Below are 26,457 nucleotides of genomic sequence, written 5' to 3'. Positions count from 1 at the left end.
CGCCGTGGGCGACCACGCCGCGCTGATCGACCGCTTCCCCGGCGTGGCGGTGGAAGACCTGCGCGGCAAGATCATCGCGCCGGGGTTTGTGGACATGCACATCCACTACCCGCAGACGGACGTGATCGGTGCGCCCGCAGCCGGCCTGCTGCCCTGGCTGGAGAACTACACCTTTCCGCACGAGTCGCGCTTTCACGATGGCGAGCACGCGGGTGAGGTGGCGAGTTTTTTCTTCGATGAACTGGGCCGCCACGGCGTGACCACCGCACTGACTTTTGCCACCTCGCACCCGGCGTCGGTGAACGCGGCGTTTGAAGAAGCACAGCGCCGCGGCCTGCGCTTCATCACCGGCAAGGTGCTGCAGGACCGCCACAGCCCCGACGGTGTGCGCGACGACACCGAGCAGAGCCTCATCGATACCGAAGACCTGATCCAGCGCTGGCACGGCGTGGACCGCTTGGGCTACGCCATCACGCCACGCTTCGCCCCCACGAGCACGCCCGAGCAGTTGCGCGGCGCGGGCGATCTGGCGGCGAAGTACCCCGGTGTGTGGATCCAGTCGCACGTGGCCGAAAACCTCGACGAAGTGCGCTGGGCGGCCGAGCTCTTCCCCACCTCGCGCAGCTATCTGGGCGTGTACGGTGATTTCGGCCTGTTGCGTGAACGTGCGGTGTACGCGCACTGCATCCACCTCGACGCCGCCGACCGCGCGCTGATGGCGTGCACCGGCGCGGTGGCGGCGGTGAGCCCCACGAGCAACCTGTTTCTGGGCAGCGGTTTCTTCGACTTTGCAGCAGCCGACGCCGCGGGCATGGGCTATGGCCTGGCGAGTGACGTGGGCGGCGGCACCAGTTTTTCACCGTTCCACACGATGTTGGCGGCCTATTGCGTGGGCCGTGAAGGCCAGAGCAAACAGGGCCTGAGCCTCACGCCGGGCCGGCTGTGGTGGCTGCACACAGCGGGCGCGGCGCGGGCGCTCGGTCTGGAGGGTGTGGTGGGCAATCTGCAACCCGGCAACGAGGCCGACTTCGTGGTGCTCGATCCGAAAGCCACGCCGCTGTTGGCCCGCAAGACTTCTCAGGCCAGCAGCCTCGACGAACTGCTGTTCGCGCTGATCGTGCTGGGCGACGATCGGGTGATCGAGCGCACGGTGATCGCCGGACAGTAAGCCGGACAGCCGCCCCTCACCCCAGCCCTCTCCCCAGAGGGGCGAGGGAGCAAGGCCCGCCGCGCGCCAAGGAGGTCTCCATGCCAGAGGCATCAAGGGTCCGGCTCCGCCGGCCCAAGATGCCGTCCCCCCTCCCAGCGCCGAAGGCGCGCCAGAGAGGGGGGAAGCCGCAAAGCGGCGCAGTGGGGAGCTCTTAGTTGTAGGTCAGGTCTCGGGCCTTGCCCCAAAACACCCGGTACATGAAGATCGTGTAGACGATGATCACCGGCAGCGTGATCGCCACACCGATGAAGATCACGGTCAGCGCGTCGGTGCCGATGGCGGCTTGCCACACCGTCATGCGGCCGATCACGATGTCGGGGTAAATGCTGTACGACAGGCCGAAGAAGGCCAGCACGAAGATCAGCACGGTGGACACGAACACCACCCAGCCGTAGCCGGCCTTCACCACCTCGGGGTGGGTGACCACCCAGCGCACCGCGAAGAAGGCGATGGCGCAGCTCAGCGGCACCGGCAGCAGCGCGAACACCTCGGGCACGCCGAACCACTTTTGCACCACCGCCGGATTCACCAGCGGCGTGGCCGCTGAAATGCCCACCAGCGCCACGCCCATGGGCCAGAGCACGCGCCGAGCCCAGTGCACCGCGCGTTCCTGCAGCTCGCCGTCGGTCTTCATGATCAGCCAGCCCGCGCCCAGCAGGATGTAGGCGGCCGGCAGCGTGATCGCAATGCCCAGGCTGAACGCGAGACCCAGCGGGCCGGGCTGGAAGCCGGTGATGTAGCTGCCCAGCATCCAGCCCTGCGCGCTGCTGGCCAAGAGCGAGCCGGCAAAGAACGCCTTGTTCCAGAAGTCCTTGAACTGCAGCGGCGCCTTCACGCGGAAGTCGAACGCCACGCCGCGCAGGATCAGGCCGATCAGCATCACGGCCACGGGCAGATACAGCGCCTGCAACACCAGCCCATGCGCGAACGGAAAGGCCACCAGCAACACGCCCACACCCAGCACCAGCCAGGTTTCGTTGGCGTCCCAGAACGGGCCGATGCTGGCGATCATGGTGTCCTTCTGGCCTTCGTCGGCCAGCGGCAGCAGCAGGCCCACACCGAGGTCGTAGCCGTCGAGGACCACATACGCCAGCAAAGCCAGGCCCATCACGGCGAGGAAGATGAGGGGGAGGAGTTCGGCCCAGGTCATACGCCGGCCTTTCCGAGTGCGGCGTTGCTGCCCGGAATCGGCGCGTGCTTGAACGGGTTCTCCGCCATGTACTTGAGCACGCCGATGTAGGTGACGAGCAGCAGGCCGTAGACGATGAGGTAGGCCGTGAGCGTGAGCGCGATCATGGGTGGCGCGATGTGGGTGGCGATGTCGCTGGTGCGCAGCAGGCCATAGACCATGAACGGCTGGCGGCCGATCTCGGTCACGTACCAACCCGAGAGCGTGGCCACCCAGCCGGAGAACGTCATGCCGGCCAGCACCCACAGCAGCGGTTTGGGCAGGTGGATCTTGCCGTCGGCCATTTCACGGCGTTTGCGCCAGAGCTGCCACGCGGCGAACCACGCCACCGCCAGCATCAGCGAGCCCATGCCCACCATCACGCGGAAGGCCCAGAACACCGGTGCCACGGGTGGGTGTGCGCCGGGGAATTCGTTGATGCCCTTGAGTTCGGCGTTGGCATCGTGCGCCAGGATCAGGCTGGCGAGCTTGGGGATTTTGATCGCGAAGTGCGTCTCGCCGGCCTTCTCGTCGGGGATGCCGAACAGCGTGAGCGGCGCACCCCTTTCGGTTTCCCAGATGCCTTCCATGGCGGCGATCTTGGCGGGCTGGTGCTTCAGGGTGTTCAGGCCATGCATGTCACCCGCCACGAACTGGATCGGAATCACGATGGCGGCGGCCACCAGTGCGGTGCGCATGGCTTTGTGCGTGCCGGCGGTGGCGCTGCCCTTGATGAGCTGCCAGGCGCACAGGCCGGCGATCAGGAACGACGCGGTGAGCGCCGAGGCCAGCAGCTTGTGCGCAAAGCGGTAGGGGAAGGAGGGGTTGAACACCACGGCGAACCAGTCGGTAGCGTAGAACTGGCCGTTGACGATTTCATAACCAGCGGGGGTCTGCAGCCAGGAGTTGAGGCTCAGGATCCAAAAGGCCGACATGGTGGTCCCGAAAGCCACGAGAAAGGTGGCGGCCAGGTGCACCCGCTCCGACACGCGCCCGCGGCCAAACAGCATGATGCCGAGGAAGCTGGCTTCCAGGAAAAACGCGGTGAGCACCTCGTAGCCCAGCAGCGGGCCGGCGATGTTGCCCGTCTTCTCCATGAAGCCGGGCCAGTTGGTGCCGAACTGGAAGCTCATGACGATGCCCGAGACCACACCGAGCGCGAAGGTCAGCGCGAACACCTTGGTCCAGAAGTAGTAAGCCTCTTCCCATGCCGGGTCGCGCGTCTTGATGAAGCGCAACCGGAAAAACAACAGGAACCAGCACATCGCGATCGTGATGGTGGGGAACAGGATGTGAAAGCTGATGTTGGCGGCGAACTGGATTCGCGACAGGATCAAGGCGTCCATGGGGGTGTCCGGTGCGGGGGGATCGGAGGGTGGGGGTGATCAGGCTGCCCGGTCAAGCGGGTCTTTGGGTGGCAGCTTGCGCGCGGGCGACTTGCCGGTCAATCGGTCCTTGAATTCCAGCACCTTGGTCACCGTGGTGCCCATGCCCATGAGTTGCATGGCGGTTTCGGGTGCGAGTTTCTGCACGTCGTCGAACCAGGTCATGAGGCGATCGATCAGGTCGTGCATTTCCCGCATGCGGTTCTGTGCGTGGCGTTCGGCGTCGGTGGTGGGCGTGTCGAGCAGGGCGGTGCGCAGCATGGAGAGCGTGGGCTCCACCTCGCGGCGGCGGCGCTCTTCGGCCAGCACGCGGAAGATTTCCCACACGTCGGCCGGCGCTTCAAAGTACTCGCGCCGGTCGCCCGGCTGGTGGCGCAGGCGCACCAGTCGCCAGGCCTGCAGTTCTTTGAGGCCCATGCTCACGTTGGAGCGCGAGAACTCCAGCGTCTCGGCAATCTCGTCGGCGTTGAGCGCCTGGGGCGAGATGTAGAGCAGTGCGTAGATCTGGCCGACGGTGCGGTTGATGCCCCACTTGCTGCCCATTTCCCCGAAGTGGGCAACGAACTCGCGGTTGAGCGGGGGGAGGTGGTCTTGCAGCGGCATGTGTATGAATGTATCGGGTTCGGCTTGAGTTTTCAGTAATTACTGAAAATCCGGGAAGTTCACGGGGTTATCGCGGCGCGCGGGTTCGAGGTGAGATGGGGCCCGACTCCCTACAATCGCGCTCCATGAGCATCAAAAGCGACAAATGGATCCGCCGCATGGCCGAAGAACACGGCCTGATTTCACCCTTCGAGCCCGGGCAGGTGCGAGCGGTGGACGGCAAGAAGGTGATCAGCTACGGCACGAGCAGCTACGGCTACGACATCCGTTGCGCACCCGAATTCAAGGTGTTCACCAACATCCACAGCACGGTGGTGGACCCGAAGAACTTCGACGAGAACAGCTTCGTGGACATCAACAAGGATGTCTGCGTGATCCCGCCGAACAGCTTTGCGCTCGCGCGCACCCTGGAGTATTTCCGCATCCCGCGCAACGTGCTCACCATCTGCCTGGGCAAGAGCACCTACGCGCGCTGCGGCATCATCGTCAACGTCACGCCCTTCGAGCCCGAGTGGGAAGGTTATGTGACGCTGGAGTTCAGCAACACCACGCCGCTGCCGGCCAAGATCTACGCGGGCGAGGGCTGCGCCCAAGTGCTGTTTTTCGAGAGCGACAAAGACGACGTCTGCGAAGTCAGCTACAAGGACCGAGGCGGCAAGTACCAAGGGCAGACCGGGGTGACGCTTCCCAAGGCCTGAACAAGGCCGGCACGCCAGCGCTGCCGCCCGGATAATGGGCCGCGCAGCGACTCCCGCTGCGCAGGAGACGCCGCATGAAATGGGAAAACAACCGCGAATCCGACCAGGTCGAAGACCGCCGATCAAGCCCGGGCCGTGGGCTCGGTGGCGGCGGCGGACGCAACATCGGTCTGGGCACCATCGCGGTGGCCCTGGTGGCCGGCTGGATCTTCGGCATCAACCCCATGACCATCCTGGGCGCACTCAGCGGTGGTGATTTTTCGCCGGCGGCCCAGGTGGAAACCACCCAGGGCCCGGCGCAGGCGCCCACCGACGACATGGGGCGCTTCGTGGCCTCGGTGCTCGGAGGCACCGAAGATGTGTGGGGCCCCATGTTCCAGCAGGCCGGATCAACCTACCAGAAACCGCGCCTGGTGCTGTTTCGCGGCGCCACGCCCACGGCCTGCGGCACCGGCCAGTCGGCCATGGGGCCGTTTTACTGCCCGGGCGACCAGAAGGTCTACATCGACCTCAGCTTCTACGACACGTTGCGCACCCAGCTCGGCGCGCCGGGCGACTTTGCGCAGGCCTATGTGATCGCGCACGAGGTGGGACACCACGTGCAGAACCTGCTGGGCATCACCGGCAAGATGGACGAGATGCGTGGCAAGGTGAGCCAGCGCGAGTTCAACGCCATGTCGGTGCGGGTCGAGCTGCAGGCCGACTGCTTTGCCGGCATCTGGGCGCACCACAACCAGAAGACCGGCGCCATCCTGGAGCCCGGTGATGTGGAAGAGGCCATGAACGCGGCCGCGGCGATTGGCGACGACGCCTTGCAGCGCAAGAGCCAGGGCCAGGTGGTGCCCGACAGCTTCACCCACGGCACCAGCGAACAGCGCCAGCGCTGGTTCAACAGCGGCTTGAAGACCGGCAGTGTTCAGGCGTGTGACACCTTCAAGTCGGCAGCACTCTGAGTGACGCTCAGGCGGACTTGGGCGAAAAACGGTCAAAGTGCGACAATACCGGGCTAACTTCGACGCCAATGACCCAATCCTTTTCCGAACTCTCCCTCTCTCCCGCCATCGAGCGTGCCGTGGCCGAAATGGGCTACGAGACCATGACGCCGATCCAGGCGCAGGCGATTCCCGTGGTGCTGCAAGGCCGTGACGTGATGGGCGCAGCCCAGACGGGCACCGGCAAAACAGCCGCTTTCACGCTGCCCCTGCTGCAGCGCATGATGAAGCACGAAAACGCGTCCACCTCGCCCGCCCGCCACCCGGTGCGCGCCCTGGTGCTGCTGCCCACGCGCGAGCTCGCCGACCAGGTGGCCGAGCAGGTCAAGCTCTACGCCAAGTACACCAATCTTCGCAGCATGGTGGTGTTCGGCGGCATGGACATGAAGCCGCAGACCGCCGAGCTGAAAAAAGGCGTCGAGGTGTTGGTGGCCACGCCTGGCCGATTGCTGGACCACATCGAAGCCAAGAACTGCGTACTCAACCAGGTTGAGTACGTGGTGCTGGACGAAGCCGACCGCATGCTCGACATCGGTTTCCTGCCCGACCTGCAGCGCATCCTGTCGTACCTGCCCAAGCAGCGCACCACGCTGCTGTTCTCGGCCACCTTCTCCACCGAAATCAAGCGCCTGGCCGGCAGCTACCTGCAAGACCCGGTGACGATCGAGGTGGCGCGCTCCAACGCCACAGCCTCCACCGTGGAACAACACTTCTACAGCGTGGGCGACGACGACAAGCGCGGCGTGCTCAAGCAGATCCTCGCCGAGCGTGGTCTCAAGCAAGCCTTTGTGTTCGTCAACAGCAAGCTGGGCTGTGCGCGGCTGGCGCGTTCGCTGGAGCGCGAGGGCCTCAACACCACGGCGCTGCACGGCGACAAGAGCCAGGACGAGCGCCTGAAAGCGCTGGAAGCCTTCAAGAGCGGCGCGGTTGACCTGCTGGTCTGCACCGACGTGGCCGCGCGCGGCCTGGACATCAAGGACGTGCCGGCGGTGTTCAACTTCGACATCCCGTTCAACGCCGAAGACTACGTGCACCGCATCGGCCGCACCGGCCGTGCCGGCGCGTCGGGTCTGGCCGTGTCCTTCGTGAGCCCGCGCGACGCGCGCCTGATGGGCGACCTGGAAAAACTGCTGGGCAAGAAGCTCGAACTCGAAGCACTGGAGCTGGAAGCGGACAAACGCCCGGCCGGCCGCTTCAACGATGGCCAGCGCGCCTGGCAGACGCCCGAGGGTGGCGAGGTGCGCCGTGAGCCGCGTGAGGCACGTCCCCCGCGCGACCGCGAAGTCCGCAGCGAATCGCGCGGTGAAGGCCGCCCAGCCCCCGCCAGCCGCCCGGTGCGCGCCCCGCGCGCGCCGGCCGACCCGTTGTTCGACAAACCCTACGAGCCCAGCGCCAGTGGTGAAACGCCGCCGTCGTGGGAAGCTTCGTCCCGCGCCACCGCTCGCACGGTGTCGCCCAACATCAAGTCCCGCAAGAAGGTGCCCGCGCTGTTCAAAAGCGCACCGGCACCCGTGGTGGCCGAGCCGGTTCCGGCGCCGGTGCAGCAAGACTGATCGCAGCCCTCGGCGGTGGGCGCTCAAAGCCCCTTGCGGGGTTTTTGGGTTTGCGCACACCGCACGGCGATGCGCTCCACCTGCCCGGGTGCGCTCAAGATGCGCGCCGCCGTCAGGCAACCGCCCCACACACAACCCGTGTCCAGCGCCAACACGCCTTCGCGTTGCACATGGCCCAGGGTGGACCAGTGGCCAAACGCCACCGGCACATCGGCTGTGCGCCGGCCCGGCACGTCGAACCACGGCATGAAGCCCGGCGGCGCGCCGTCGGCACCCTCTTTGGTGTCGAACTCCATCAGACCCTGCGCCGTGCAGAAGCGCAGTCGTGTGAAAGCATTGACCACGACCCGCAGACGATCGGCTCCCTGCAGCGCATCGCTCCAGAAGGCGGGCTCGTTGCCGTACATGTGTTGCAGGAAACCACTCCAGTCGGGGCTGCGCAGCACGCTTTGCAGTTCCTGCGCGCGCGCCATCGTGTCGGCCACGTCCCACTGCGGCAACACGCCGGCGTGCACCATGAGCCAGCCGTGCTCGTACAAGGCCATCGGGCGGTGGCGCAACCAGTCGAGCAAGGCGACTCTGTCGGTCGCATCGAGGATGTCGCCCACCGTGTCGCTGCGGTGCAGCTTGCGCACGCCATGCGCAGCGGCAAGCAGGTGCAGGTCGTGGTTGCCGAGCAGGCTGTGCGCCGAGTCGCCGAGAGCGATCAGTCGGCGCAGAACTTGCAGGGATGCGGGGCCGCGGTTGACCAGATCTCCCAGCAAGTACAGCGTGTCGCGGCTGGGGGAAAAAGCGATTTCATCCAGCAAACGGCCCAGGGCTTCGTCACAGCCTTGGACATCACCGATCATGTAGAGTGACATTCGCCGATTATGGACACCCTCCTCATTGTTTTTCTCACGCTGCTCAACGGCGCGTTCGCCATGTCCGAGCTGGCCCTGGCCTCCAGCCGCAAGGCCCGTCTGACCGCGATGGCCGAGGCGGGTGACAAGGGCTCCACCACCGCGCTGAAGCTGCTGGAAAACCCCACGCAGTTTCTCTCGTCGGTGCAGGTCGGCATCACCTCCATCGGCATGCTCAACGGCATCGTCGGCGAGGCCGCGTTCAGTGGCGATCTGGGGCTGTGGTTCGAAGCCAGGGGCCTGACCGAGGCCACGGCCAACATCGTGTCCACCGCGATCGTGGTGGTGGTCATCACCTTCATCACCATTGTGTTTGGCGAACTGGTCCCCAAGCGCATCGGCCAGCTGTATCCCGAGGCCGTGGCACGCTGGGTGTCGCGCCCCATGACCTTTGTGGCCACGGCGGCCAAACCCTTTGTTTGGCTGCTCACGCACACCACGCAGTGGATGCTCAAGCTGCTGCGCATCGACACCAACGCGGTGCAGCACGTGACCGAAGAAGAAATCAACGCCAGCCTCGAAGAAGGCGTGGACGCCGGCATCATCGAGGAGCACGAGCACCAGATGGTGCGCAACGTGTTCCTGCTCGACGACCGCCAGCTCACTTCCATCATGGTGCCGCGCTCCGAGATCGAATGGCTGGACGCGCAGGACAGCATCGACGTGGCGGTGCAGCGCGCCTGGACCACCGGCCATTCGTGGTACCCGGTGTGCCGCGGCGGACTCGACGACGTGGTGGGTGTGATCCACCTGCCGCGCATGCTCGCCCTGCAGGCCGAAGGCAACAACGAGACGCTGATGCGCCATGTGCAGCCAGCGGTGTTCGTGCCCGAAACGCTCACCGGCATGGAGCTGCTGGAGCAGTTCCGCGAGCGCGCCACGCGCATGGTGTTTGTGGTGGACGAATACGGCGTGGTGCAAGGCCTGCTCACGCCGCTGGACATGCTGGAAGCCATCACCGGCGAGCTCTCGCCGCACGCTGCGGTGGACGCCTGGGCCACGCAGCGCGAAGACGGCGCGTGGCTCATCGACGGGGCCATGCCGGTGACCGAACTCAAGTCGCGGCTGGACATCGACGAGCTGCCCGACGAGGACAAGGGCCGCTACAACACCGTGGCCGGCCTCATGCAGACGGTGGCCGGTGATCTGCTCGCGCAGGCCGACAGCGTGGAGTGCGCGGGCTGGCGCTTCGAGGTGCTGGTGCTCGATGGCCGGCGCATCGACCAGGTGCTGATCTCGCGTTTGCCCGAGGCCGAGTCGGTGGTGGAGGTTGACGGTTGATGCAGCCTATCAATTCAGAAATTCTGAATTGATAGGCTGTTAAGTTTGAATTTACCTTAGCTGACGTCGTTCCTACAGTCGGTGGACACCTTGTTTCACCACCCAGACCAGAGGAGCCGACGTGACCGACACCAACGACGACAGCATCATCACCGATGCCAAAAAGCGCTACAGCGCCGGTGTGCTGAAGTACAAGCAGATGGGTTACTGGCAGCCCGACTACGTGCCCAAGGACACCGACGTCATCGCCATGTTCCGCATGACGCCGCAAGACGGCGTGGATGCCGAAGAATGCGCTGCGGCGGTGGCCGGTGAGTCGTCCACCGCCACCTGGACCGTGGTCTGGACCGACCGGCTGACGGCCTGCGAGCTCTACCGCGCCAAGGCCTACCGCGTCGACAAGGTGCCCAACACCGGCCCCGGCACCAAGACCGAGCAACAGTACTTCGTCTACATCGGTTACGACCTCGACCTGTTTGAGGGCGGGTCCATCGCCAACCTCACCGCGTCCATCATCGGCAACGTGTTCGGCTTCAAGGCGGTGAAGGCCTTGCGCCTGGAGGACATGCGCATCCCGGTGGCCTACCTCAAGACCTTCCAGGGTCCGGCCACCGGCGTGATCGTCGAGCGCGAGCGCCTGGACAAGTTTGGTCGGCCGCTGCTGGGTGCCACCACCAAACCCAAGCTGGGTCTCTCGGGCCGCAACTACGGCCGCGTGGTGTACGAAGGCCTCAAGGGCGGGCTGGACTTCATGAAGGACGACGAGAACATCAACTCGCAGCCCTTCATGCACTGGCGCGACCGTTTTCTCTACTGCATGGAAGCCGTGAACAAGGCCAGTGCCGCCACCGGCGAGGTCAAGGGCCACTACCTCAACGTGACCGCCGGCACGATGGAGGAGATGTATGCGCGCGCCGAGTTCGCCAAGAGCCTGGGCAGCGTGATCATCATGATCGACCTGGTGATCGGCTACACCGCGATCCAGAGCATGGCCGTGTGGGCGCGCAAGAACGACATGATCCTGCACCTGCACCGCGCTGGAAACAGCACCTACAGCCGCCAGAAGAACCACGGCATGAACTTCCGCGTGATCTGCAAATGGATGCGCATGGCGGGCGTGGACCACATCCACGCCGGTACGGTGGTCGGCAAGCTCGAAGGCGACCCGATGATGATCCGCGGTTTCTACGACACGCTGCTCGACACACACACGCCGATGCAGCTGGAGAAGGGTCTGTTCTTCGAGCAGGACTGGGCGTCGCTGAACAAGGTGATGCCGGTGGCCTCGGGCGGCATCCACGCCGGCCAGATGCACCAGCTGCTGACCTACCTGGGCGACGACGTGGTGCTTCAGTTCGGCGGCGGCACCATCGGCCACCCGATGGGCATCCAGGCCGGTGCCACGGCCAACCGCGTGGCGTTGGAGGCCATGGTGCTGGCGCGCAACGAAGGGCGCGACATCTGGAACGAGGGTCCGCAGATCCTGCAGGACGCCGCCAAGTGGTGCAGCCCGCTGAAGGCCGCCATCGACACCTGGGGCGAGATCAGCTTCAACTACGAATCGACCGACACCGCGGACTTCGTGCCCACGGCCACCGCATCCGCTTGAAGGGGACACACACCATGATGACCAACCACGGCAACCGCCTGACGCAGGGCCAGTTTTCCTTCCTGCCCGACCTCACCGACGCGCAGATAAGCAGACAGATCGAGTACGCGCTGCGGAACAACTATGCGGTGGGCATCGAGTACACCGACGACCCGCACCCGCGCAACACCTACTGGGAAATGTTCGGCAACCCGATGTTTGATTTGAAGGACCCGGGCGGCATCCTGATGGAGATCAACAACTGCCGCAAGGCGTTTCCGCAGCACTACGTGCGCGTCACGGCGTTCGATTCCACGCAGGGCGTGGAGTCACCGCGCATGTCGTTCATCGTCAACCGGCCCGCCAGGGAACCAGGCTTCGGGCTGGCGCGCACCGAAGTCGAAGGCCGCCAGGTGCGTTACCGCATCAGCTCATACGCCACCGACAAGCCCGAAGGCGAGCGGTACTGAAAGGGCTCCCCCCCGCGCCGCGCTTTCAGCGCGTCACCCCCTGCAGGGGGCGATACCTGTGGCCCGTCCTGAGCTTGTCGAAGGGCGGTTCCACGGTATCCCTGGTGGGGTCATCTCGCTTCGGAGGCACAGCATGAACCCACCAACTCCCGACAGCGCAGTTGCAGCGTCTGCCGCCTCTGCCAGCGGCCCTCGCACCGTGGCCGATGTCCTGTCCCAAAGCCAGGTCGAAGCCGTCATGGACGAGCTGGACCGCGACCTCATCGGCTTGGCGCCGGTGAAGACGCGCATCCGCGACATCGCGGCTTTGCTGGTGGTGGACAAGCTGCGCCTGAACCTCGGCCTGCAGGCGCAGACGCCGTCGCTGCACATGAGCTTCACCGGCAATCCCGGCACCGGCAAAACCACGGTGGCGATGCGCATGGCGGAGATCCTGCACCGCCTGGGCTATGTGCGCAAAGCCCATGTGGTGAGCGTCACGCGCGACGATCTTGTGGGCCAGTACATCGGCCATACCGCGCCCAAGACCAAGGAGGTGCTCAAGAAAGCCATGGGCGGCGTGCTCTTCATCGACGAGGCCTACTACCTCTACCGCCCGGAAAACGAGCGCGACTACGGGCAGGAGGCCATCGAGATCCTGCTGCAGGTGATGGAGAACCAGCGCGACGACCTGGTGGTGATCGTTGCGGGCTACAAGGACCGCATGGACACTTTTTTCAAGTCCAACCCGGGCTTGTCGTCGCGCATTGCGCACCACCTCGACTTTCCCGACTACGGCCAGGGTGAACTGCTCGACATTGCCGACCGCATGCTCGGCTCCATGAACTACCGCTTCGGCGAGGGCGCGCGCGAAGCGTTCGAGAGCTACCTGCAGCGTCGCATTCCCTTGCCCCACTTTGCCAACGCGCGCAGCGTGCGCAATGCACTCGACCGTGCGCGCCTGCGCCAGGCCAGCCGCCTGTTTGTTGACCGTGATCGCGAGCTCACCCGAGACGACCTCACCACCCTCATGCCCGCCGACATCCTGGCCAGCCGGCTGTTTGGCGCAGGCCCCTGACGCCACCGCGTCGCGCAGCGGTCCGCTGCGGTGGGCATTTGTCACGCGCAACAAGACTTGCGAGAGAAATCGTTCACGACACCGACAGAAAAGGCATGCGCGTAGCGCCTTTGGAGTATGTCTCTCGCAGCCCTGATTGAAGACCATCTGCCCCATCCAACGATGGGCAGTTGAGGGCATGGAGCCCGAGGCACTGCTGAATCGTTGCAGATCAATGATTCATCAGGACCTTCGTCATGACCTCTACTTTCCGCCTCTTTGTGTCCGTGCCCCTGATCGGCCTGTCGGTCTGGTTGAGTGCTTGCGCCAGCGACTTTGCTTCTCCCTTGCGCTCCAAGCTGTTCTTTGCGCCATCTGGAGGCGTTGACCTCACCCAGTTGCGCGCATCCGACGCTGAAGCCGGCGATGTCTACGGCGCCGCTGTGGCACTCTCGCGCGACGGCAACACGCTGGCGGTGGGCGCCGATCTGAAAGCGGCGAGCCGACCGGTCGATGACGTGCCCGCGGCCGGTGCGGTGTACGTCTACACCCGCACGCCGCAGGGGTGGCGTGAACAAGCGCGTCTCAGGGCCAGTGTGCCGGTCGCTGGCAGCGGCTTTGGCCACAGCCTGTCCTTGTCTGACGATGGCAGTCGCCTGGTGGTCGGTGCACCTTTTGAGTCGCACGACCTGGCCAGTGCGACCACCACGCTCGCGGGCGATCAGGGCGCCGTGTACGTGTTCGGCCGCAGCGACGGCGGCTGGGAACTGCAGTCGCGTCTGCAGGCGTCGCGCGCGGGCAGCTTTGACTGGTTCGGCATGAGCGTCTCGCTCTCGGGTCGCGGCGATTCGGTGGCGGTGAGCGCGCACCGGTTCGACGGCGGTGAGCCCCATGCGCGGCACGCCGACAGCGGTGCCGTGTACCTGTTCCGTCACGGCGTCTCGGGCTGGACCGAGCAGGCGCTGCTGCAAGCCTCCCAAACGCAGGCCGGGGGCCGCCTGGGCACCAGCGTGGCGCTGTCGGTCGATGGCCTCACCCTGGCCGCCGGTGCACACGCCTCGGGGCAGGGCGCCGTGCATGTGTTTCGCCATGACAGCTCAGTTTGGCGCGAGCAGGCCGTCGTGAGTTCGACCGATGCCACGAGCCAGAACCCGCTGGGCTCGCAGGTGATGCTCTCGGCCGATGGCACAACCCTCGCAGTGGGCGCGACGGCACCCGACGGCACCGTGGCCCGTCAGCGCTCGGCAGGTCAGGCCTACGTGTTTGTCCACGAGGGTGGACGATGGCACCAACAGGCGCGTTTGCGTGCCTCCAATGCCGAGACGGGTGATGCTTTCGGCGAACGGCTGGCGCTCTCGGCCGATGGCGGTGTGCTGGCGGTGTCGGCGGTGTATGAGGCCAGTGCAGCGACGGGGCTCAATGGCGATCAGGCCGACAACAGCAGCCTGGCGGCCGGTGCGGTGTACCTGTATGCCCGTGATGGACGGCAGTGGCGCCAGACGGACTACGTGAAGTCCAGCCGAACCAGCGCCGGTGATCTGTTTGGCTCGGCACTGGCGCTCTCGGGCAACGGAAGCCAGCTGGCGGTGGGTGCGCGGCTGGAGAGCGGTGCCGCGCGCTGGCGTGTGGGTGGTTTCGTGTTTGGCGAACGCGCACAAAGCAGCGGCGCGGTGCATCTGTACTCACGCAGTTGATCCGCCTTGCCGTATCTTCCACCACGGCGGCAACAGAGCGCGCACCTCGGGGCGGGCAAATCGATCGTCCATGAGGACGACCACACCCCGGTCGTCGGGCCCGCGGATCACGCGCCCGGCGGCCTGCACCACTTTTTGCAGACCCGGGAACAGGTACGCGTAGTCGTGACCACGGCCGAAACGGTTCTGCAGCCGCTTACGCAGCTGTTCGTTCAGCGGGTTCACCTGGGGCAAGCCCAGTGTGGCGATGAAAGCGCCGATGAGCCGTTGCCCCGGCAGATCGATGCCCTCGCCAAACGCCCCGCCCAGCACCGCGAAACCGATGCCCTGGCTGTGTTCGGTGAAGCGCGCCACAAAGGCGTTGCGGTCTGGCTCCGCCATGCCGCGCGACTGTGCCCACACCGCGATGTCCGGGTGCGCGGCCTCGAACCGCGCGAGCACCTGTTGCAAATAGTCAAAGCTGCTGAAGAACGCCAGGTAGTTGCCCGGCAAGTCGCGGTGCTGCGCAGCCATCACAGCGACCACGTCGCCCAGTGAAGCGGCACGGTCGTTGAAGCGGGTGGAGATGTGCGGTGTGACGTGCACGGTGAGTTGCGCCGGATCGAACGGCGAGGGCACCTCCAGCCGTGCACAGTCCGCAGGCAGACCGAGCAGGTCGATGGCGTGGTCCATGGGGCTGAGCGTGGCGGAGAACAAGGTGGCGCTGTGCGCCGCCTGCCAGCGCGGCTGCAGGTGCGGCGCGGGCACCAGGTTGCGGATGGCCAGCCTGGGTCGGGGCGCACGGCCGCGCACCGCAGGGCTGGCGCGCGTGATCTCCACCAGCGAGTGGTCGCCGAACACCTCGGCCACGCGCACGAAGTGCAGCACCTCGAACAGCCAGGCCTGCACCCGCACATCGGGCGCGGTGGCGTTTTGCGCCAGGTGTTCGGAGAGGTCGGCGGTGTGTTGCTGCAGCGCGCCCAAGAGGCCATCGGGCACATCGTCTTGCAGCACCTGCACCAGCGCTTGGTCCCGGGCCAGCGTGCCCCAGAAGCGGTGCAGGCGATCGAGCGATGCCTTGAGTCCTGCGGGTGGCGCCTTGCGCAGCGCCGCCAGACCCGAGGGGTCGAGTTCGGCGCTGTACATCAGCCGCGCGCGCTCCACCAGGTTGTGCGCTTCGTCGATGAGCACGCCCACCCGCCAGGGCTCGCCCACGGTGAGCGCCCAGGCGTGGGCGCTGGGGTCGAAGAAGTGGTTGAAATCGCCCACCACCACGTCGCTCCAGCGCAGCATGTCCTGGCCCAGGTAGTAGGGGCAGACACCGTGTTTCAGTGCGACGGTGCGCAGTCCCGCCTGGTCCAGCCACGCGGTGTGCGCCGCCTCAATGCGTGCCTGCGGCAACCGGTCATAAAAGCCGCTGGCCAGTGGGCAGGCGTCGCCATGACAGGCCTTGTCGGGGTGCTCGCAGGCTTTCTCGCGCGCCACGCGTTCCAGCACCCGCAGGCGGCCAACGGATGCGGCGGGTTGAAGGCGGGCCAGCGCGTCGAGTGCGAGCTGGCGCCCCGGGGTCTTGGCGGTGAGGTAGAGCAGTTTGTCGGTGCCTTGCGCGGGTACGGCCTTGAGCGCACCGAACAGCGTGGCCATGGTCTTGCCGATGCCGGTGGGTGCCTGCACCAGCAGGTGCCGCCCATGGCTGTGCGCGCGCCAGGTGGCTCCCGCGAGATCGCGCTGGCCGGCGCGAAATCCGTCGAACGGGAAGACCAGTGTCTGCAGTTGCGCGTCGCGCGCCTGGCGGTGGGTTTGCTCGCTGCGCGCCCAGCTCACGTAGCGCGAACACAGGCCGTTGAAGTGCTGGCGCAGTTCGTCGGCGGTGTGCCAGTTGCTCAGCGTGGTCTCCAGCTGGGTGTCGATGTTGAAGTAGACCAGCGCCACCTCGATGCGCTGCAGCGCGAGCTGCTCGCACAGCATCCACGCGTACACACGCGCCTGCGCCCAGTGCAGCGCGCGGTGGTTCTCGCGCACCAGCGTCACGTCGCCGCGGTGGGTCTTGATTTCTTCGAGCCGAGGCACACCGGGGTCGAAGCCGTCGGCGCGGCCCTGCACCAGGAGATCGCCGCAGCGTGAGCGCAGCGGCACTTCGCGCTGGTAGGGCGCTGCGCGGCGCGCGGTCACGGCCTCGTGCCCTGCCACACCGTCTTGCGCGGTGGGCGAGGGCGTGAAGCGCAGGTCGAGATCACCGGCCTGGGCGGTGAAGGCGCAGAGCACACGCACGGCAACCTGCAGGCCGCCGGCGGGCGGCGTGGTCTCGTTCACGGCGGAAACACGGTCACGGGTGCGCCGGGCTGCCAGGGCGCGAGCTTGGGCATGCAGGCCGCCATCAGCGCGCTGCCGCTCCAGTGGTCGTGCCAGCGTCGTGTGGCGATCCAGGGTGAAGCTGTCCACCACGCGGCGTCCACCGCCGCGAACTGGCGCACGAACGGGAAGATCGTCGCGTCCGCCAGACCCGGCTGGTCGCCACCGAGCTGCGCCGCCTGGGTCAGGCGCTGTTCCAGCGGCTGGATCAGGCAGGCCACGGCGCCATCTCGCCATGCCTGTGCGCTGCGCTCGGGGTGTCGCTCGGCGTATTTGTAGCGGTCGAGCGCGTGTTTGAAAGCACCGTCGCAGGTGGCCATGAGCGCGCGCTGTTCGGGTGTGTCGCCGCGCGCCAGCCAGCTGTCGGTGTCGCGCTGCACCAGCGCCCAGCGCATGATGTCCAGGCTCTGCGCGATCACCTCGCCCGAGGCCAACTGCAGCACCGGCACCGTGCCCGCCGGTGAGGCGGCCAGCATCTCCGCCGGCTTGCGGGACAGCACCACTTCGCGCAAGGCCACCGCCACGCCGGCCTGGCACAACGCCAGGCGCGCGCGAATCGCGTAGGGGCAGCGGCGAAAGGAGTACAGGATGGGCAGCACGGGCCCAGATGATGGCACGCCCGGTGTCCCCGACCGGTCGCGCCTCATCGCATTCCCCATGGTCAGCCGGGCCTGCGCTGGACACAATGGCGAGCGGGCTTGATGCCCGAGGAGAACCGCCATGAAAACCCTCACCGACCACCTGAGCCAATACGCCGCCTACCACCGCGACCGCCGCAACATCGCCACCCATTTCGTGGGCATTCCCATGATCGTGCTGGCGGTGGTGGTGTTGCTCGCGCGCCCCGGCTTCGATCTCGCTGGCTGGCCGGTTTCGGCCGCCACCGTGGCCGTGATCGCCGCCACAGCCTGGTACCTGCGTCTGGACCTGCGCCTGGGTGCCCTCATGGGTGCGCTGTTGCTGGGTTGTCTGTGGCTGGCCCAGGCCACAGCAGCGCTGTCGACCGGCGCGTGGGCTGCGGTGGGTGTGGGGCTCTTTGTGGTGGGTTGGGTCATCCAGTTCGTGGGCCATGTTTTCGAAGGCCGCAAGCCGGCGTTTGTGGACGACATCAGCGGCCTGATCGTCGGGCCGCTGTTCGTGGTGACCGAGGCGGCCTTCCTGCTGGGTCTGCGCCCCGAGCTGCAAGCGCAGATCGAGCAGCGCGCAGGGCCGACGCGCCCGGGCCCTGCAGGCACTGCGCGCGCGCGATAAGCTCCACACCCCTGCAAACTTCTGGCCCTCGGGACCCACCATGGAAGACCCACGCTGCTGCGGCACCGGCACCTGCATCATCAACGAGGACGGCCAGTGCTGGTGCGGTCAGCGCTGGGACGGCGAGCGCATGTGTTTCCCCGAATCCACCCCGCAGCAGCCCCAGGCCGAGCAAGCGACCGGCGAATTCCCGGACAGCGACTGATCCTCCCGCCAGCGGGGCCGTGTTGTATTCCCGCTTCCATCGGTTGGACACCGTACAGACTCCATCGGCCATCGGCCCCAGGCTCGCATCTTTGCCAGGCACACGCCCGGCTGCCGAACCCGGAGATGCCCATGCTGCGTGCCCGATCCCTGTCCCAGTTGCCCGAGACGCCCGCCCAGCGGGACCTGCCTGCAGCTGTGCGGGCGATCTACACCCAACGCACCAATGCCGTGGTGCCACTGCACTGGCTCTTCACCGCCGCCGCCTTCACGGGCACCGGCGGGCTGGTCAATGGCGACGATCTGGCCGAGTTGATTCGTCACCGGTGTGAGGTGGTGGGCTGGTGGCCCGATTTGTTGCCGGTGTCGCTGGTGGCGCGCTGGATCGTCTCGCGCGCGGTGGTGTCGCTGGACAGCCCCTGGGGCCCGCTGTTCCCGCTGTTCCAGTTCGACCTGTCCACCGCCTCCGTGGCCGACGGCATGGCGCCGCTGCTGGAGGAATTGCGACCGGTCTTCGACGACGTTGAGCTCGCGCTGTGGTTTGTCACGCCCAACGACTGGCTCTCGGGTGCCCGCCCGGCCTCGGCCATGCACCACAGCCTGCCCGCCGTGCTGCAGGCTGCGCGCGCCGACCGTTTTGTGGCCGGTGGCCACTGAGTCCGGGCGACAGCCTCAGCCGCCCCCCACGGCGAACAGCCGCCAGGCCATCCCGAGCAGGCCGCAGCCCACGATCAAGGGCACGACACCCAGCTTGAAACGGAACAGCGCCACCGCAGCGAGCAGGGTGAGCGTGGCCGACGCGGCATCAAACGGGCCGGTGAAGCCTTGCGGCCACCACACGTGGTACGCGAAAAACAAGGCCAGGTTCAAGATCACGCCGACCACCGCCGCGGTGATGGCGGTCAGCGGTGCGGTGAACTTCAATTGACCATGGGTGGTTTCAATGAACGGCCCGCCCACCAGGATGAAGACGAAGGACGGCAGGAAGGTGAAGAAGGTCACCACCGACGCGGCCAGCGCACCCGACCAGAACAACGCGTCAAGCTCGAGCATCGGGTGCAGCCAGCCTCCCATGAAGCCCACGAAGGCCACCACCATGATCAGCGGACCCGGTGTGGTTTCACCGAGCGCCAGGCCGTCGATCATCTGCTGCGCGTTGAGCCAGCCAAAGTCCTCCACCGCGCCCTGGTAGACATAGGGCAGCACAGCGTAGGCACCGCCGAAGGTCATGAGCGCGGCTTTGGTGAAGAACCAGCCCATCTGCGTGAGCGTGCCCTGCACGCCGTAGAGCGCCAGCAGCACCGCCATGGCGATCAACCACAGTCCCACGCCGACACCCAACACCCGCACGAGCCGGCTGCGCGTGAACAGCGCGTGGGGCGGTGCGGGTGTGTCGTCGTCGATCAGGGCGGGTGCGTGGGCCTGCGATCCGGCGGCATGGCCAGAGCCGGTCGCGAACACATGGGGCCAACGCCGCCCACCCCAGTGGCCCACCAGCGCAGCGGCCAGCACGATGGCAGGAAAGGGTGCATCCAGCGCAAAGATCGCCACAAACGAAGCCGCCGCAATGGCCCAGAGCCAGTGGTTCTTCAAGGCGCGGCTGCCGATGCGGTGCGCCGCGTGCAGCACCAGCGCCGTCACGGCAGGCTTGATGCCGTAGAACACGGCCGCCACCACCGGCAGGCTGCCAAACGCGATGTAGATCCACGACAGCAACACCAGCAGCAGCAGGGAGGGCAGCACGAACAGGATGCCCGCTGCCAAGCCACCGCGCGTGCCGTGCATGAGCCAGCCGATGTAGGTGGCGAGTTGTTGCGCTTCGGGGCCGGGCAGCACCATGCAGTAGTTCAGCGCATGCAGGAAACGCTTCTCGCTGATCCAGCGGCGGCGCTCCACCAGCTCGGTGTGCATGATCGCCATCTGCCCGGCCGGTCCACCAAAGCTGATGCAGCCCAGCTTGAGCCAGAACCAGAAGGCCTCGGCGAAGGGCACAGGGGCGGGGCGCTCGCTTGCGCCAGGTGTCGGGTGGGTGGTGTCGTTCATGGTTTGTTGAAGAGGCTCTGCCGCTTGCGGCCCGGTAAAGCGCTTCGGGGTGGTCGCCACGGTGAATTGTGTGGGCTAACGCCGATCCCACCCCTTTCTCCTGCCGCGGTCGTGGTGAAGCACGCCCAGGTATGACGCCGCCTGCAGCTTCATCGGCCAGCGTGACGTCGGGGGCCAGGTCCTCACCTGAACCGGGACGGGGTTGGACCCCATCGAATATCCTGCAACTTGTTTGATGCAACCTCCGCAAGCCATGACATTCCACTGGACCAACCCCTACCCCACCGTGCGCAGCCCTGTGATGGCGCGCAACGTCGTCTCCACCTCGCACCCGCTGGCCTCCTCGGCTGGTCTGCGCATGCTGCTCAAGGGTGGCAATGCGGTGGACGCGGTCATTGCCGCAGCGGCCGCACTCACCATCGTCGAGCCCATCTCCAACGGCCTGGGCAGCGACAACTTCGCCATCCTCTGGGATGGCCAGACGCTGCACGGCCTGAACTCCTCAGGCGTTGCGCCCGCCACCTGGAACACCGACTACTTCGCGCGCCGCCACGGCGGCAAGATGCCCGAGCGCGGCTGGGACTCGGTGACCACGCCCGGCGCGGTGGCGGGCTGGGTGGCCTTGTCCGATCGGTTCGGCAAGCTGCCGTTTGCCGACCTGCTGGAGCCCGCCATCGAGCTGGCCGAGCGCGGCCACGGCGTGGGCTGCATCACCGCCGACAAGTGGGCGCGCCAGGTGCCCATCCTGAAAAACCAGCCAGGCTTCGCCGAGGCCTTCATGCCGCACGGCCGCGCCCCGACCCCGGGCGAGCATTTCACGTTCAAGGCGGCGGGCGCCACCCTGCGCAAGATCGCCGACACGCGCGGCGAGGCCTGCTACCGAGGCGAGATCGCCGAAGCGCTGGTGGCCCACGCCGCAGCGCAGGGCGGCACGATGACGATGGCCGACCTCGACGCCTACCGCCCCGAGTGGGTGACGCCGATCCAGAAAAACTTTGCCGGCCACTCGGTGAACGAGATCCCGCCCAACGGCCAGGGCATTGCCGCGCTCATGGCGCTGGGCATGCTGGAGCACCTCGACATCGCGCGCCTGCCGGTGGACAGCATCGAGTCGCAGCACCTGCAGATCGAAGCCATCAAGCTGGCCTTTGCCGACACCTACCGCTGGGTGGCCGATGCGCGCCACATGAACGAGGTGAGCGCAGCAGATCTGCTGAGCGACGCTTACCTTGCCGAGCGAGCGCGGCTCATCCAGCCGGGCAAGGCCGGCGATTTTGCGCACGGCACCCCGCCGCGCGGCGGCACCGTGTACCTCACCGCCGCCGACGAAAGCGGCCAGATGATCAGCCTGATCCAGTCCAACTACATGGGCTTTGGCAGCGGCGTGGTGGTGCCTTCGGTGGGCGTGAGTCTGCAGAACCGGGGCTTTGGTTTCACCCTGGCCGAGGGACACCCCAACCAGGTGGCCGGCGGCAAGCGGCCGTTCCACACCATCATCCCGGGCTTCGTCATGAAAGACGGCCGCCCGCAGATGAGCTTCGGCGTGATGGGCGGCAACATGCAGCCGCAAGGCCATGTGCAGACGCTGGTGCGCATGCTCGCGCACGGCCAGCAACCGCAGGCCGCGTGTGATGCACCGCGCTGGAAGGTGGGCAGCGGCATGAACGTGGACTTCGAGCCCACCATGGCGCCTGCGCTGCTGCAAGGCCTCAAAGACCTGGGCCACCGCTTCGAGCCTGCGGCCGACGCCTACATGGACTTCGGCAGCGGCCAGTTCATCTGGCGCCTGGCCGACGACATGGAAGCCGGCTATGTGGCCGCAAGCGACTCGCGCCGCGACGGCCAGGCCGTGGGCTTCTGATGGACCAGCCCCGCTTCCAGTCGTCTGCACCGCTGCGCTTCGTCGTCAACGGCAAGGCTGGCAGTTCGGATGCCGACGCCACGCGCGAAGTCATCGAGAGCACGCTGCGCGACGCGGGGCGCGCGGGGGAGGTGCTGTTTGCGGCACCGGGTGAGCTCGCGCGTGTGGCGCGTGAAGCCGCAGCGCAGGTCCTGGCCGATGGTTCGGCGGTGGTGGCGGTGGGCGGCGACGGCACCATCAACACCGTGGCGCAGGCCGCCCACGCGGCCGGCTGCGTGATGGGTGTGATCCCCAAGGGCACCTTCAACTACTTTGCGCGCGAACACGGCGCACCCTTTGAGACGCCCGAGGCTCTGCGCTGGCTGCTCGCCGCGCAGCCCGAGCCGGTGCAGATCTCGGCCATCAACGAACAGGTGTTCCTCGTCAACACCAGCCTGGGTCTCTACCCGGATTTGCTGCAGGACCGCGAAACCTGGAAAGCGCGTTTCGGCCGCAGCCGGCTGGTGGCGTTTGGTGCCGGCATGGCCACGCTGCTGCGTGCGCAGCGCCGGCTCAAGCTCTCGATCGAGTGGGCGGGCCAGCAGCGTGAAGTGCGCACGCTCACCTTGTTTGTGGGCAACAACCGCCTGCAGCTGGAGCAACTGGGCCTGGGCAACGCGGAGCAGCCCTCAGAGGGCGCAGCGGCCCGCAGTCAGATCACCGCCGTCATCCTCAAGCCCATCGGCACGCTGGCCATGCTCGGTCTCATGCTGCGAGGCGCGCTCGGGCAGTTGGGTGAAGCCAGCGGCATCGAGCGCTTTGCGTGCCAGAGCCTGGTGGTCAAACCCTCCCGGTTGCTGGGTCGGCGCCAGGTGAAGGTGGCGTTCGACGGCGAGGTGGGCTGGATGCGCTCGCCGCTGACCATCCGCGTGTTGCCGCAGCCCTTGTGGCTGCTCAAGGCCGCGCCTGAGGTGGCCGCCACGTGAGCGTGTTGCTGCAGGTCTCCGATCCCCACTTCGGCACCGAACGAACCCCCGTGGTCGAGGCCCTGGTGGCACTCGCCGCGCAGTTGCGTCCCGACCTGGTGGTGCTCTCCGGCGACATCACCCAGCGCGCCCGCACTGAGCAGTTCAGCGCAGCGCGCAGCGTGATGGACCGGCTGGGTGCGCCCCTGCTCGCGCTGCCGGGCAACCACGACATCGCACTGTTCGACCTCTGGAGTCGCTTCACCCGGCCTTACGCGCGCTACAGCGCGGCCTTCGGTGCCAACCTCGCACCTGTGTTCTCGTCCAACGATCTGCTGGTGATCGGCGTGAACACCACGCGCGCCCGGCGCCACAAGGACGGTGAGGTCTCCAGCGAGCAGATCGACGCCGTGGCAGAGCAACTGCGCCGGGCCACGCCCGAACAACTGCGCGTGGTCGTGGTGCACCAGCCCATCGACGTGATGCGGGCAGAAGACCTGCCCAACCGCCTGCACAACCACACCGCCGCACAGCAGGCCTGGGCCGCCGCCGGGGCCGATGTGGTGATGGGCGGCCACATCCACCTGCCGTATGTGATGCCGCTGCCGGGTCTGGCGCGCCCCCTGTGGGCGGTGCAGGCGGGCACAGCGGTGTCCAGCCGCGTGCGCAGCGGCGTGCCGAATTCGGTGAATGTGGTGCGCTGGTCGCCTGCGGCGGGCTGCGTGGTGGAGCAGTGGGACCACTCAGCGGCTGCGCTGGCGTTTGAGTGTGCTCACAGCACACCCCTTCAGCCGCAGCGCGCCTAGCGTCTCAGTAGTGCGGCGGCAGTTCGTCGCGCGGGTCGCGCGGCCCGGCTGAAAGACCGTCGTCGCCATCGCGCTGGCGCAGCCGGCTCACCTCGCGCAGCAACAGATCGATCTGCTCCTGCTGTTTCGCCACCTGGGCGTTCAGGGTGTCGAGCAGGTCGTCGGCAAAGCTGGCCTTGATCTCCAGATCGGTCAGGCGTTGGTCGGTGTCGGGGGCAGGGTGCTGGGGTTCGGTCATGGCGCTATTGGACCGCATCCACCGCGCACAAAAAAACCCGCGCCGGCAGGACGTGGTCCTGCATGCAACGCGGGGAAGGGGGTCTTCAGAAAAGTCGGGTGGTCAGACGCGCGGTTCGCCGTTGCCGTTGACCAGAATGGTCCGACCGGGTTGCGAGGTCATCTGCACGCGGTGACCAACGCCGCGGAAGCTGTAGGTCACGTCCCAGTAGTCGGGCTGGCCGTGACGGTTGGCGGTGGGCGTGCAGCGCTGCACCTCCTGCGTCCGGGGCTGGTTGCCGTGGCCGTTGCGTCCCACGTTGGAGCCCACGGCTGCGCCGGCCACGGCGCCACCCACGGTGGCGATGTCACGACCGCTGCCGTTGCCGATCTGGTGGCCCAGGATGCCGCCGATCACCGCACCGGCGATGGCACCGGGGATGTTGCGCTGGGGTTGCTGCACCACCTCTTCGCGCTCGATCCAGCAGCGCTGGCCGCTGTTGGGGCCGACCACGGCACGCACCGAGGTCACTTCGGCTTCATACAGGCGCTCCTGGTTGCGGCGGCGGTAGTCGCGGCGTTCCTGTTGTTGGGCTTGCGGGTATTGGCCGGGGTACTGGCTTGGATACTGGTAGACCGGCGCGGGTTGTGAGACCGGTTGTTCGTACACCGGATACGGCGCAGCGCAGCCCGCCAGGCCAGCCGCGGCCAGGGTGGCCAGGGCGGTGAGACGCAACAGCTTTGAGGGGCGTTTGGCGGGGGATTTCATGGCGGTTTTCCTGGTGTGACAGCCGGATGGCGAAGACCTGTGCATGGCGCCGGCCGTTGGGTTGAAGGATGTTGGATGGTGCTGCGGCCGTCTGTGCGTTGTGCCACTCGCGCGGTGTCTGCCGGGTAAAGATCTTCCTGCAAATGTTCGTGCGCGCCGGGTGCGAACGCTCAGGCGCTCAAGGCGCAGCTGAGCCAGGCGTGCAATCGCCACCGTTCGCTGGACCACCCGGGGCTGCCAGCGCCCTGTTCCACGCCGCCACCTCGGCCTGGGTGTCGGCTGCCGACATGAGTGCGCGCACCACCCCCACCGAGCCCACGCCGCTGGCCAGCACCGCCGGCAGCGAAGCCTTGTCGATGCCGCCGATGGCCACGCGCGAATACCCGCGCAGCAACGCCGAGTACACCGCCAGCCGGCCCGTGCCCTGGGGTGCGGTGGCCATTTGTTTGAGCGTGGTGGGGAACACCGCGCCCATGGCGATGTAGCTGGGGCTGTGCTGGTCGGCGATCAGCATCTCGGCATAGCCGTGCGTGCTCAGGCCCAGGCGCAGGCCGGCGTCCCGGATGGATTTGAGGCCGGCCGGTGTCATGGCCTGCAGGTCTTCCTGACCCAGGTGCACGCCGTACGCACCGGCCTCGATGGCGAGTTCCCAGTGGTCGTTGATGAACAGGCGCGCGCCTGTGCCCTGCACACCGGCCACCGTGGCCAGCACCTCGGCGCGCACAGCCGTGGCATCGGCCGACTTGAAGCGCAGTTGCACGGTGGGCACACCGGCGCGCGCCATGCGGATGGTCCAGGCGGCATCGGGCATCACGGCGTAGAGGCCCAGCGATGCCGGGCAGGGTGCAAACGCGTTGTGGCGCGGCCAGGGAGCCAGCCCGAAATCGACCGGCTCGACAGGCCACTGCCCGGGGTGGAATTCGCCGGTGCGCAGCGCCTGCCGCGACCAGGCCTGCGCCAGGCACAGCGCATCGGCCGGCACAAAACCCAGCCGGTGCGCAGCCAGCAAGGCGGCGGCAAACACCAGATCGTTCGCATCGCCCCGCAGGGGTTGCGCCTGTGGGTCCGGGGGCAGGGCCAGCGTGGACTGGTGCGCACGCACGATGGACTGCGCCATCGCCTGCACGTTCATGGACTGGTTCAGCTCGGGGTTGCGGGTGAGGATCATGGGTGGTGCCAGAAAGGGGTGCCGAGCACCGGGGTGCTGGGTTGGGCGCTGTCCTGCTGCTGCATGGCGCCCGAGCGGTAAGCGGCACGGCCGGCGCGCACGGCGTCGGCAAACGCGCCGGCCATGTCCACCGGCGACTGCGCCAGCGCCACCGCCGTGTTGAGCAGCACCGCGTCAAAGCCCCACTCCATCACGGTGCAGGCGTGTGAGGGCAGACCCAGGCCGGCGTCCACGATCAGCGGTACCTGCAGGCGCTCGCGCAGCAGGCGCATGGCGTAGGGGTT

The 26,457-nt window shown here is 67.0% G+C and carries 25 protein-coding genes and 1 pseudogene; 15 read left to right on the top strand and 11 right to left on the bottom strand.

All coding sequences use genetic code 11. The features are described from left to right. Positions 1–1,168 (top strand): guanine deaminase (gene guaD / locus ACN4F8_RS18595; protein ID WP_419474939.1); only part of this gene is annotated, 1,168 nt, incomplete at its 5' end. 193 nt (positions 1,169–1,361) lie between these two features. Here guaD and ACN4F8_RS18590 read toward each other — a convergent pair. Genes ACN4F8_RS18590 through ACN4F8_RS18580 form a run of 3 tightly spaced genes read right to left on the bottom strand, consistent with a single transcriptional unit; the run spans position 1,362 to position 4,366 of the window. Then, positions 1,362–2,360: a cytochrome d ubiquinol oxidase subunit II gene (locus tag ACN4F8_RS18590; RefSeq protein ID WP_419474938.1), complete on the bottom strand. Its 999-nt coding sequence runs from the start codon at positions 2,358–2,360 to the stop codon at positions 1,362–1,364. Further along, positions 2,357–3,724: a cytochrome ubiquinol oxidase subunit I gene (locus tag ACN4F8_RS18585; RefSeq protein WP_419474937.1), complete on the bottom strand. Its 1,368-nt coding sequence runs from the start codon at positions 3,722–3,724 to the stop codon at positions 2,357–2,359. Before ACN4F8_RS18585 ends, ACN4F8_RS18590 begins: the two co-directional genes overlap by 4 nt. A gap of 39 nt (positions 3,725–3,763) precedes the next feature. Then, entirely contained in the window at positions 3,764–4,366 is a 603-nt protein-coding gene (locus ACN4F8_RS18580) for a GbsR/MarR family transcriptional regulator (protein WP_419474936.1), read from the bottom strand. A gap of 125 nt (positions 4,367–4,491) precedes the next feature. On the opposite strand from ACN4F8_RS18580, the gene dcd reads away from it, so the two are divergent. From dcd to ACN4F8_RS18565, 3 genes are all read left to right on the top strand, one after another. Continuing rightward, positions 4,492–5,064 (top strand): dCTP deaminase, encoded by a 573-nt coding sequence (dcd, locus tag ACN4F8_RS18575; protein ID WP_291211325.1) that lies wholly within the window; start codon positions 4,492–4,494, stop codon positions 5,062–5,064. A 74-nt stretch (positions 5,065–5,138) separates the two neighbouring features. Then, positions 5,139–6,017 (top strand): neutral zinc metallopeptidase, encoded by an 879-nt coding sequence (locus ACN4F8_RS18570; RefSeq protein WP_419474935.1) that lies wholly within the window; start codon positions 5,139–5,141, stop codon positions 6,015–6,017. Between the two features lie 68 nt (positions 6,018–6,085). Further along, on the top strand, positions 6,086–7,609 hold the full coding sequence (locus ACN4F8_RS18565) for a DEAD/DEAH box helicase (protein ID WP_419474934.1): 1,524 nt from the start codon (positions 6,086–6,088) through the stop codon (positions 7,607–7,609). Between the two features lie 23 nt (positions 7,610–7,632). Here the strand turns inward: ACN4F8_RS18565 and ACN4F8_RS18560 are convergent, their stop codons facing one another. Continuing rightward, complete coding sequence (locus ACN4F8_RS18560) at positions 7,633–8,472, bottom strand: symmetrical bis(5'-nucleosyl)-tetraphosphatase (protein WP_419474933.1); 840 nt, start codon at positions 8,470–8,472, stop codon at positions 7,633–7,635. A 9-nt stretch (positions 8,473–8,481) separates the two neighbouring features. On the opposite strand from ACN4F8_RS18560, the gene ACN4F8_RS18555 reads away from it, so the two are divergent. From ACN4F8_RS18555 to ACN4F8_RS18535, 5 genes are all read left to right on the top strand, one after another. Further along, on the top strand, positions 8,482–9,792 hold the full coding sequence (locus ACN4F8_RS18555) for a hemolysin family protein (protein ID WP_419474932.1): 1,311 nt from the start codon (positions 8,482–8,484) through the stop codon (positions 9,790–9,792). A 121-nt stretch (positions 9,793–9,913) separates the two neighbouring features. Further along, positions 9,914–11,401, top strand: a complete 1,488-nt coding sequence (locus tag ACN4F8_RS18550) for a ribulose-bisphosphate carboxylase large subunit (RefSeq protein WP_419474931.1) — start codon at positions 9,914–9,916, stop codon at positions 11,399–11,401. Positions 11,402–11,415: 14 nt separating this feature from the next. Continuing rightward, a complete protein-coding gene (locus ACN4F8_RS18545) occupies positions 11,416–11,850 on the top strand; it encodes a ribulose bisphosphate carboxylase small subunit (protein ID WP_419474930.1) in 435 nt (144 codons plus the stop codon). Between the two features lie 133 nt (positions 11,851–11,983). Then, complete coding sequence (gene cbbX, locus ACN4F8_RS18540; RefSeq protein WP_419474929.1) at positions 11,984–12,907, top strand: CbbX protein; 924 nt, start codon at positions 11,984–11,986, stop codon at positions 12,905–12,907. Positions 12,908–13,143: 236 nt separating this feature from the next. Then, entirely contained in the window at positions 13,144–14,580 is a 1,437-nt protein-coding gene (locus tag ACN4F8_RS18535) for a hypothetical protein (RefSeq protein WP_419474928.1), read from the top strand. Here ACN4F8_RS18535 and ACN4F8_RS18530 read toward each other — a convergent pair. Both ACN4F8_RS18530 and ACN4F8_RS18525 read right to left on the bottom strand, forming a co-directional pair. After that, the gene (locus tag ACN4F8_RS18530; RefSeq protein WP_419474927.1) at positions 14,569–16,872 is read right to left on the bottom strand and encodes a helicase C-terminal domain-containing protein; all 2,304 of its coding nucleotides are present in this window, start codon (positions 16,870–16,872) and stop codon (positions 14,569–14,571) included. The two genes, ACN4F8_RS18535 and ACN4F8_RS18530, sit on opposite strands and share 12 nt — an antisense overlap. Continuing rightward, positions 16,869–17,510 carry a glutathione S-transferase gene (locus tag ACN4F8_RS18525; RefSeq protein WP_419474926.1) on the bottom strand — a complete coding sequence of 214 codons (642 nt, stop codon included), beginning with the start codon at positions 17,508–17,510 and terminating at the stop codon, positions 16,869–16,871. The genes ACN4F8_RS18530 and ACN4F8_RS18525 overlap by 4 nt, the downstream gene beginning before the upstream one ends. Before the next feature lie 121 nt (positions 17,511–17,631). On the opposite strand from ACN4F8_RS18525, the gene ACN4F8_RS18520 reads away from it, so the two are divergent. The 3 genes from ACN4F8_RS18520 (at position 17,632) to ACN4F8_RS18510 (ending at position 19,023) form a co-directional block, all read left to right on the top strand. Next, positions 17,632–18,162, top strand: a complete 531-nt coding sequence (locus tag ACN4F8_RS18520; protein ID WP_419474925.1) for a DUF962 domain-containing protein — start codon at positions 17,632–17,634, stop codon at positions 18,160–18,162. Between the two features lie 40 nt (positions 18,163–18,202). Further along, entirely contained in the window at positions 18,203–18,367 is a 165-nt protein-coding gene (locus ACN4F8_RS18515; protein ID WP_419474924.1) for a hypothetical protein, read from the top strand. A gap of 131 nt (positions 18,368–18,498) precedes the next feature. Then, positions 18,499–19,023 (top strand): hypothetical protein, encoded by a 525-nt coding sequence (locus ACN4F8_RS18510; RefSeq protein ID WP_419474923.1) that lies wholly within the window; start codon positions 18,499–18,501, stop codon positions 19,021–19,023. A gap of 15 nt (positions 19,024–19,038) precedes the next feature. Here ACN4F8_RS18510 and chrA read toward each other — a convergent pair whose 3' ends face one another. Next, a complete protein-coding gene (gene chrA / locus ACN4F8_RS18505; protein ID WP_419474922.1) occupies positions 19,039–20,409 on the bottom strand; it encodes a chromate efflux transporter in 1,371 nt (456 codons plus the stop codon). A 253-nt stretch (positions 20,410–20,662) separates the two neighbouring features. On the opposite strand from chrA, the gene ACN4F8_RS18500 reads away from it, so the two are divergent. The 3 genes from ACN4F8_RS18500 to ACN4F8_RS18490 are packed head-to-tail and all read left to right on the top strand — an operon-like array spanning position 20,663 to position 24,020. Beyond that, complete coding sequence (locus tag ACN4F8_RS18500) at positions 20,663–22,270, top strand: gamma-glutamyltransferase family protein (protein WP_419474921.1); 1,608 nt, start codon at positions 20,663–20,665, stop codon at positions 22,268–22,270. After that, on the top strand, positions 22,270–23,235 hold the full coding sequence (locus ACN4F8_RS18495) for a diacylglycerol/lipid kinase family protein (RefSeq protein ID WP_419474920.1): 966 nt from the start codon (positions 22,270–22,272) through the stop codon (positions 23,233–23,235). The genes ACN4F8_RS18500 and ACN4F8_RS18495 overlap by 1 nt, the downstream gene beginning before the upstream one ends. Beyond that, positions 23,232–24,020, top strand: coding sequence for a metallophosphoesterase family protein (locus ACN4F8_RS18490; RefSeq protein WP_419474919.1), 789 nt, complete (start codon positions 23,232–23,234; stop codon positions 24,018–24,020). The genes ACN4F8_RS18495 and ACN4F8_RS18490 overlap by 4 nt, the downstream gene beginning before the upstream one ends. Positions 24,021–24,024: 4 nt before the next feature. On the opposite strand, the gene ACN4F8_RS18485 is transcribed toward ACN4F8_RS18490, so the two are convergent. The 4 genes and pseudogenes from ACN4F8_RS18485 to ACN4F8_RS18470 all read right to left on the bottom strand — a co-directional run. After that, the gene (locus ACN4F8_RS18485; RefSeq protein WP_419474918.1) at positions 24,025–24,258 is read right to left on the bottom strand and encodes a SlyX family protein; all 234 of its coding nucleotides are present in this window, start codon (positions 24,256–24,258) and stop codon (positions 24,025–24,027) included. Between the two features lie 102 nt (positions 24,259–24,360). After that, on the bottom strand, positions 24,361–25,005 hold the full coding sequence (locus tag ACN4F8_RS18480) for a glycine zipper 2TM domain-containing protein (RefSeq protein WP_419474917.1): 645 nt from the start codon (positions 25,003–25,005) through the stop codon (positions 24,361–24,363). A 178-nt stretch (positions 25,006–25,183) separates the two neighbouring features. Continuing rightward, positions 25,184–26,173, bottom strand: coding sequence for a thiamine phosphate synthase (locus tag ACN4F8_RS18475; RefSeq protein WP_419474916.1), 990 nt, complete (start codon positions 26,171–26,173; stop codon positions 25,184–25,186). Next, a pseudogene (locus ACN4F8_RS18470) lies at positions 26,170–26,457 on the bottom strand (thiazole synthase); the annotation flags it as partial. The gene ACN4F8_RS18475 and the pseudogene ACN4F8_RS18470, both read right to left, overlap by 4 nt.

The organism is Hydrogenophaga sp. (assembly GCF_048549895.1).
Lineage (GTDB): Bacteria > Pseudomonadota > Gammaproteobacteria > Burkholderiales > Burkholderiaceae_C > Hydrogenophaga.
This window is presented reverse-complemented; position numbering and strand designations above follow the sequence as displayed.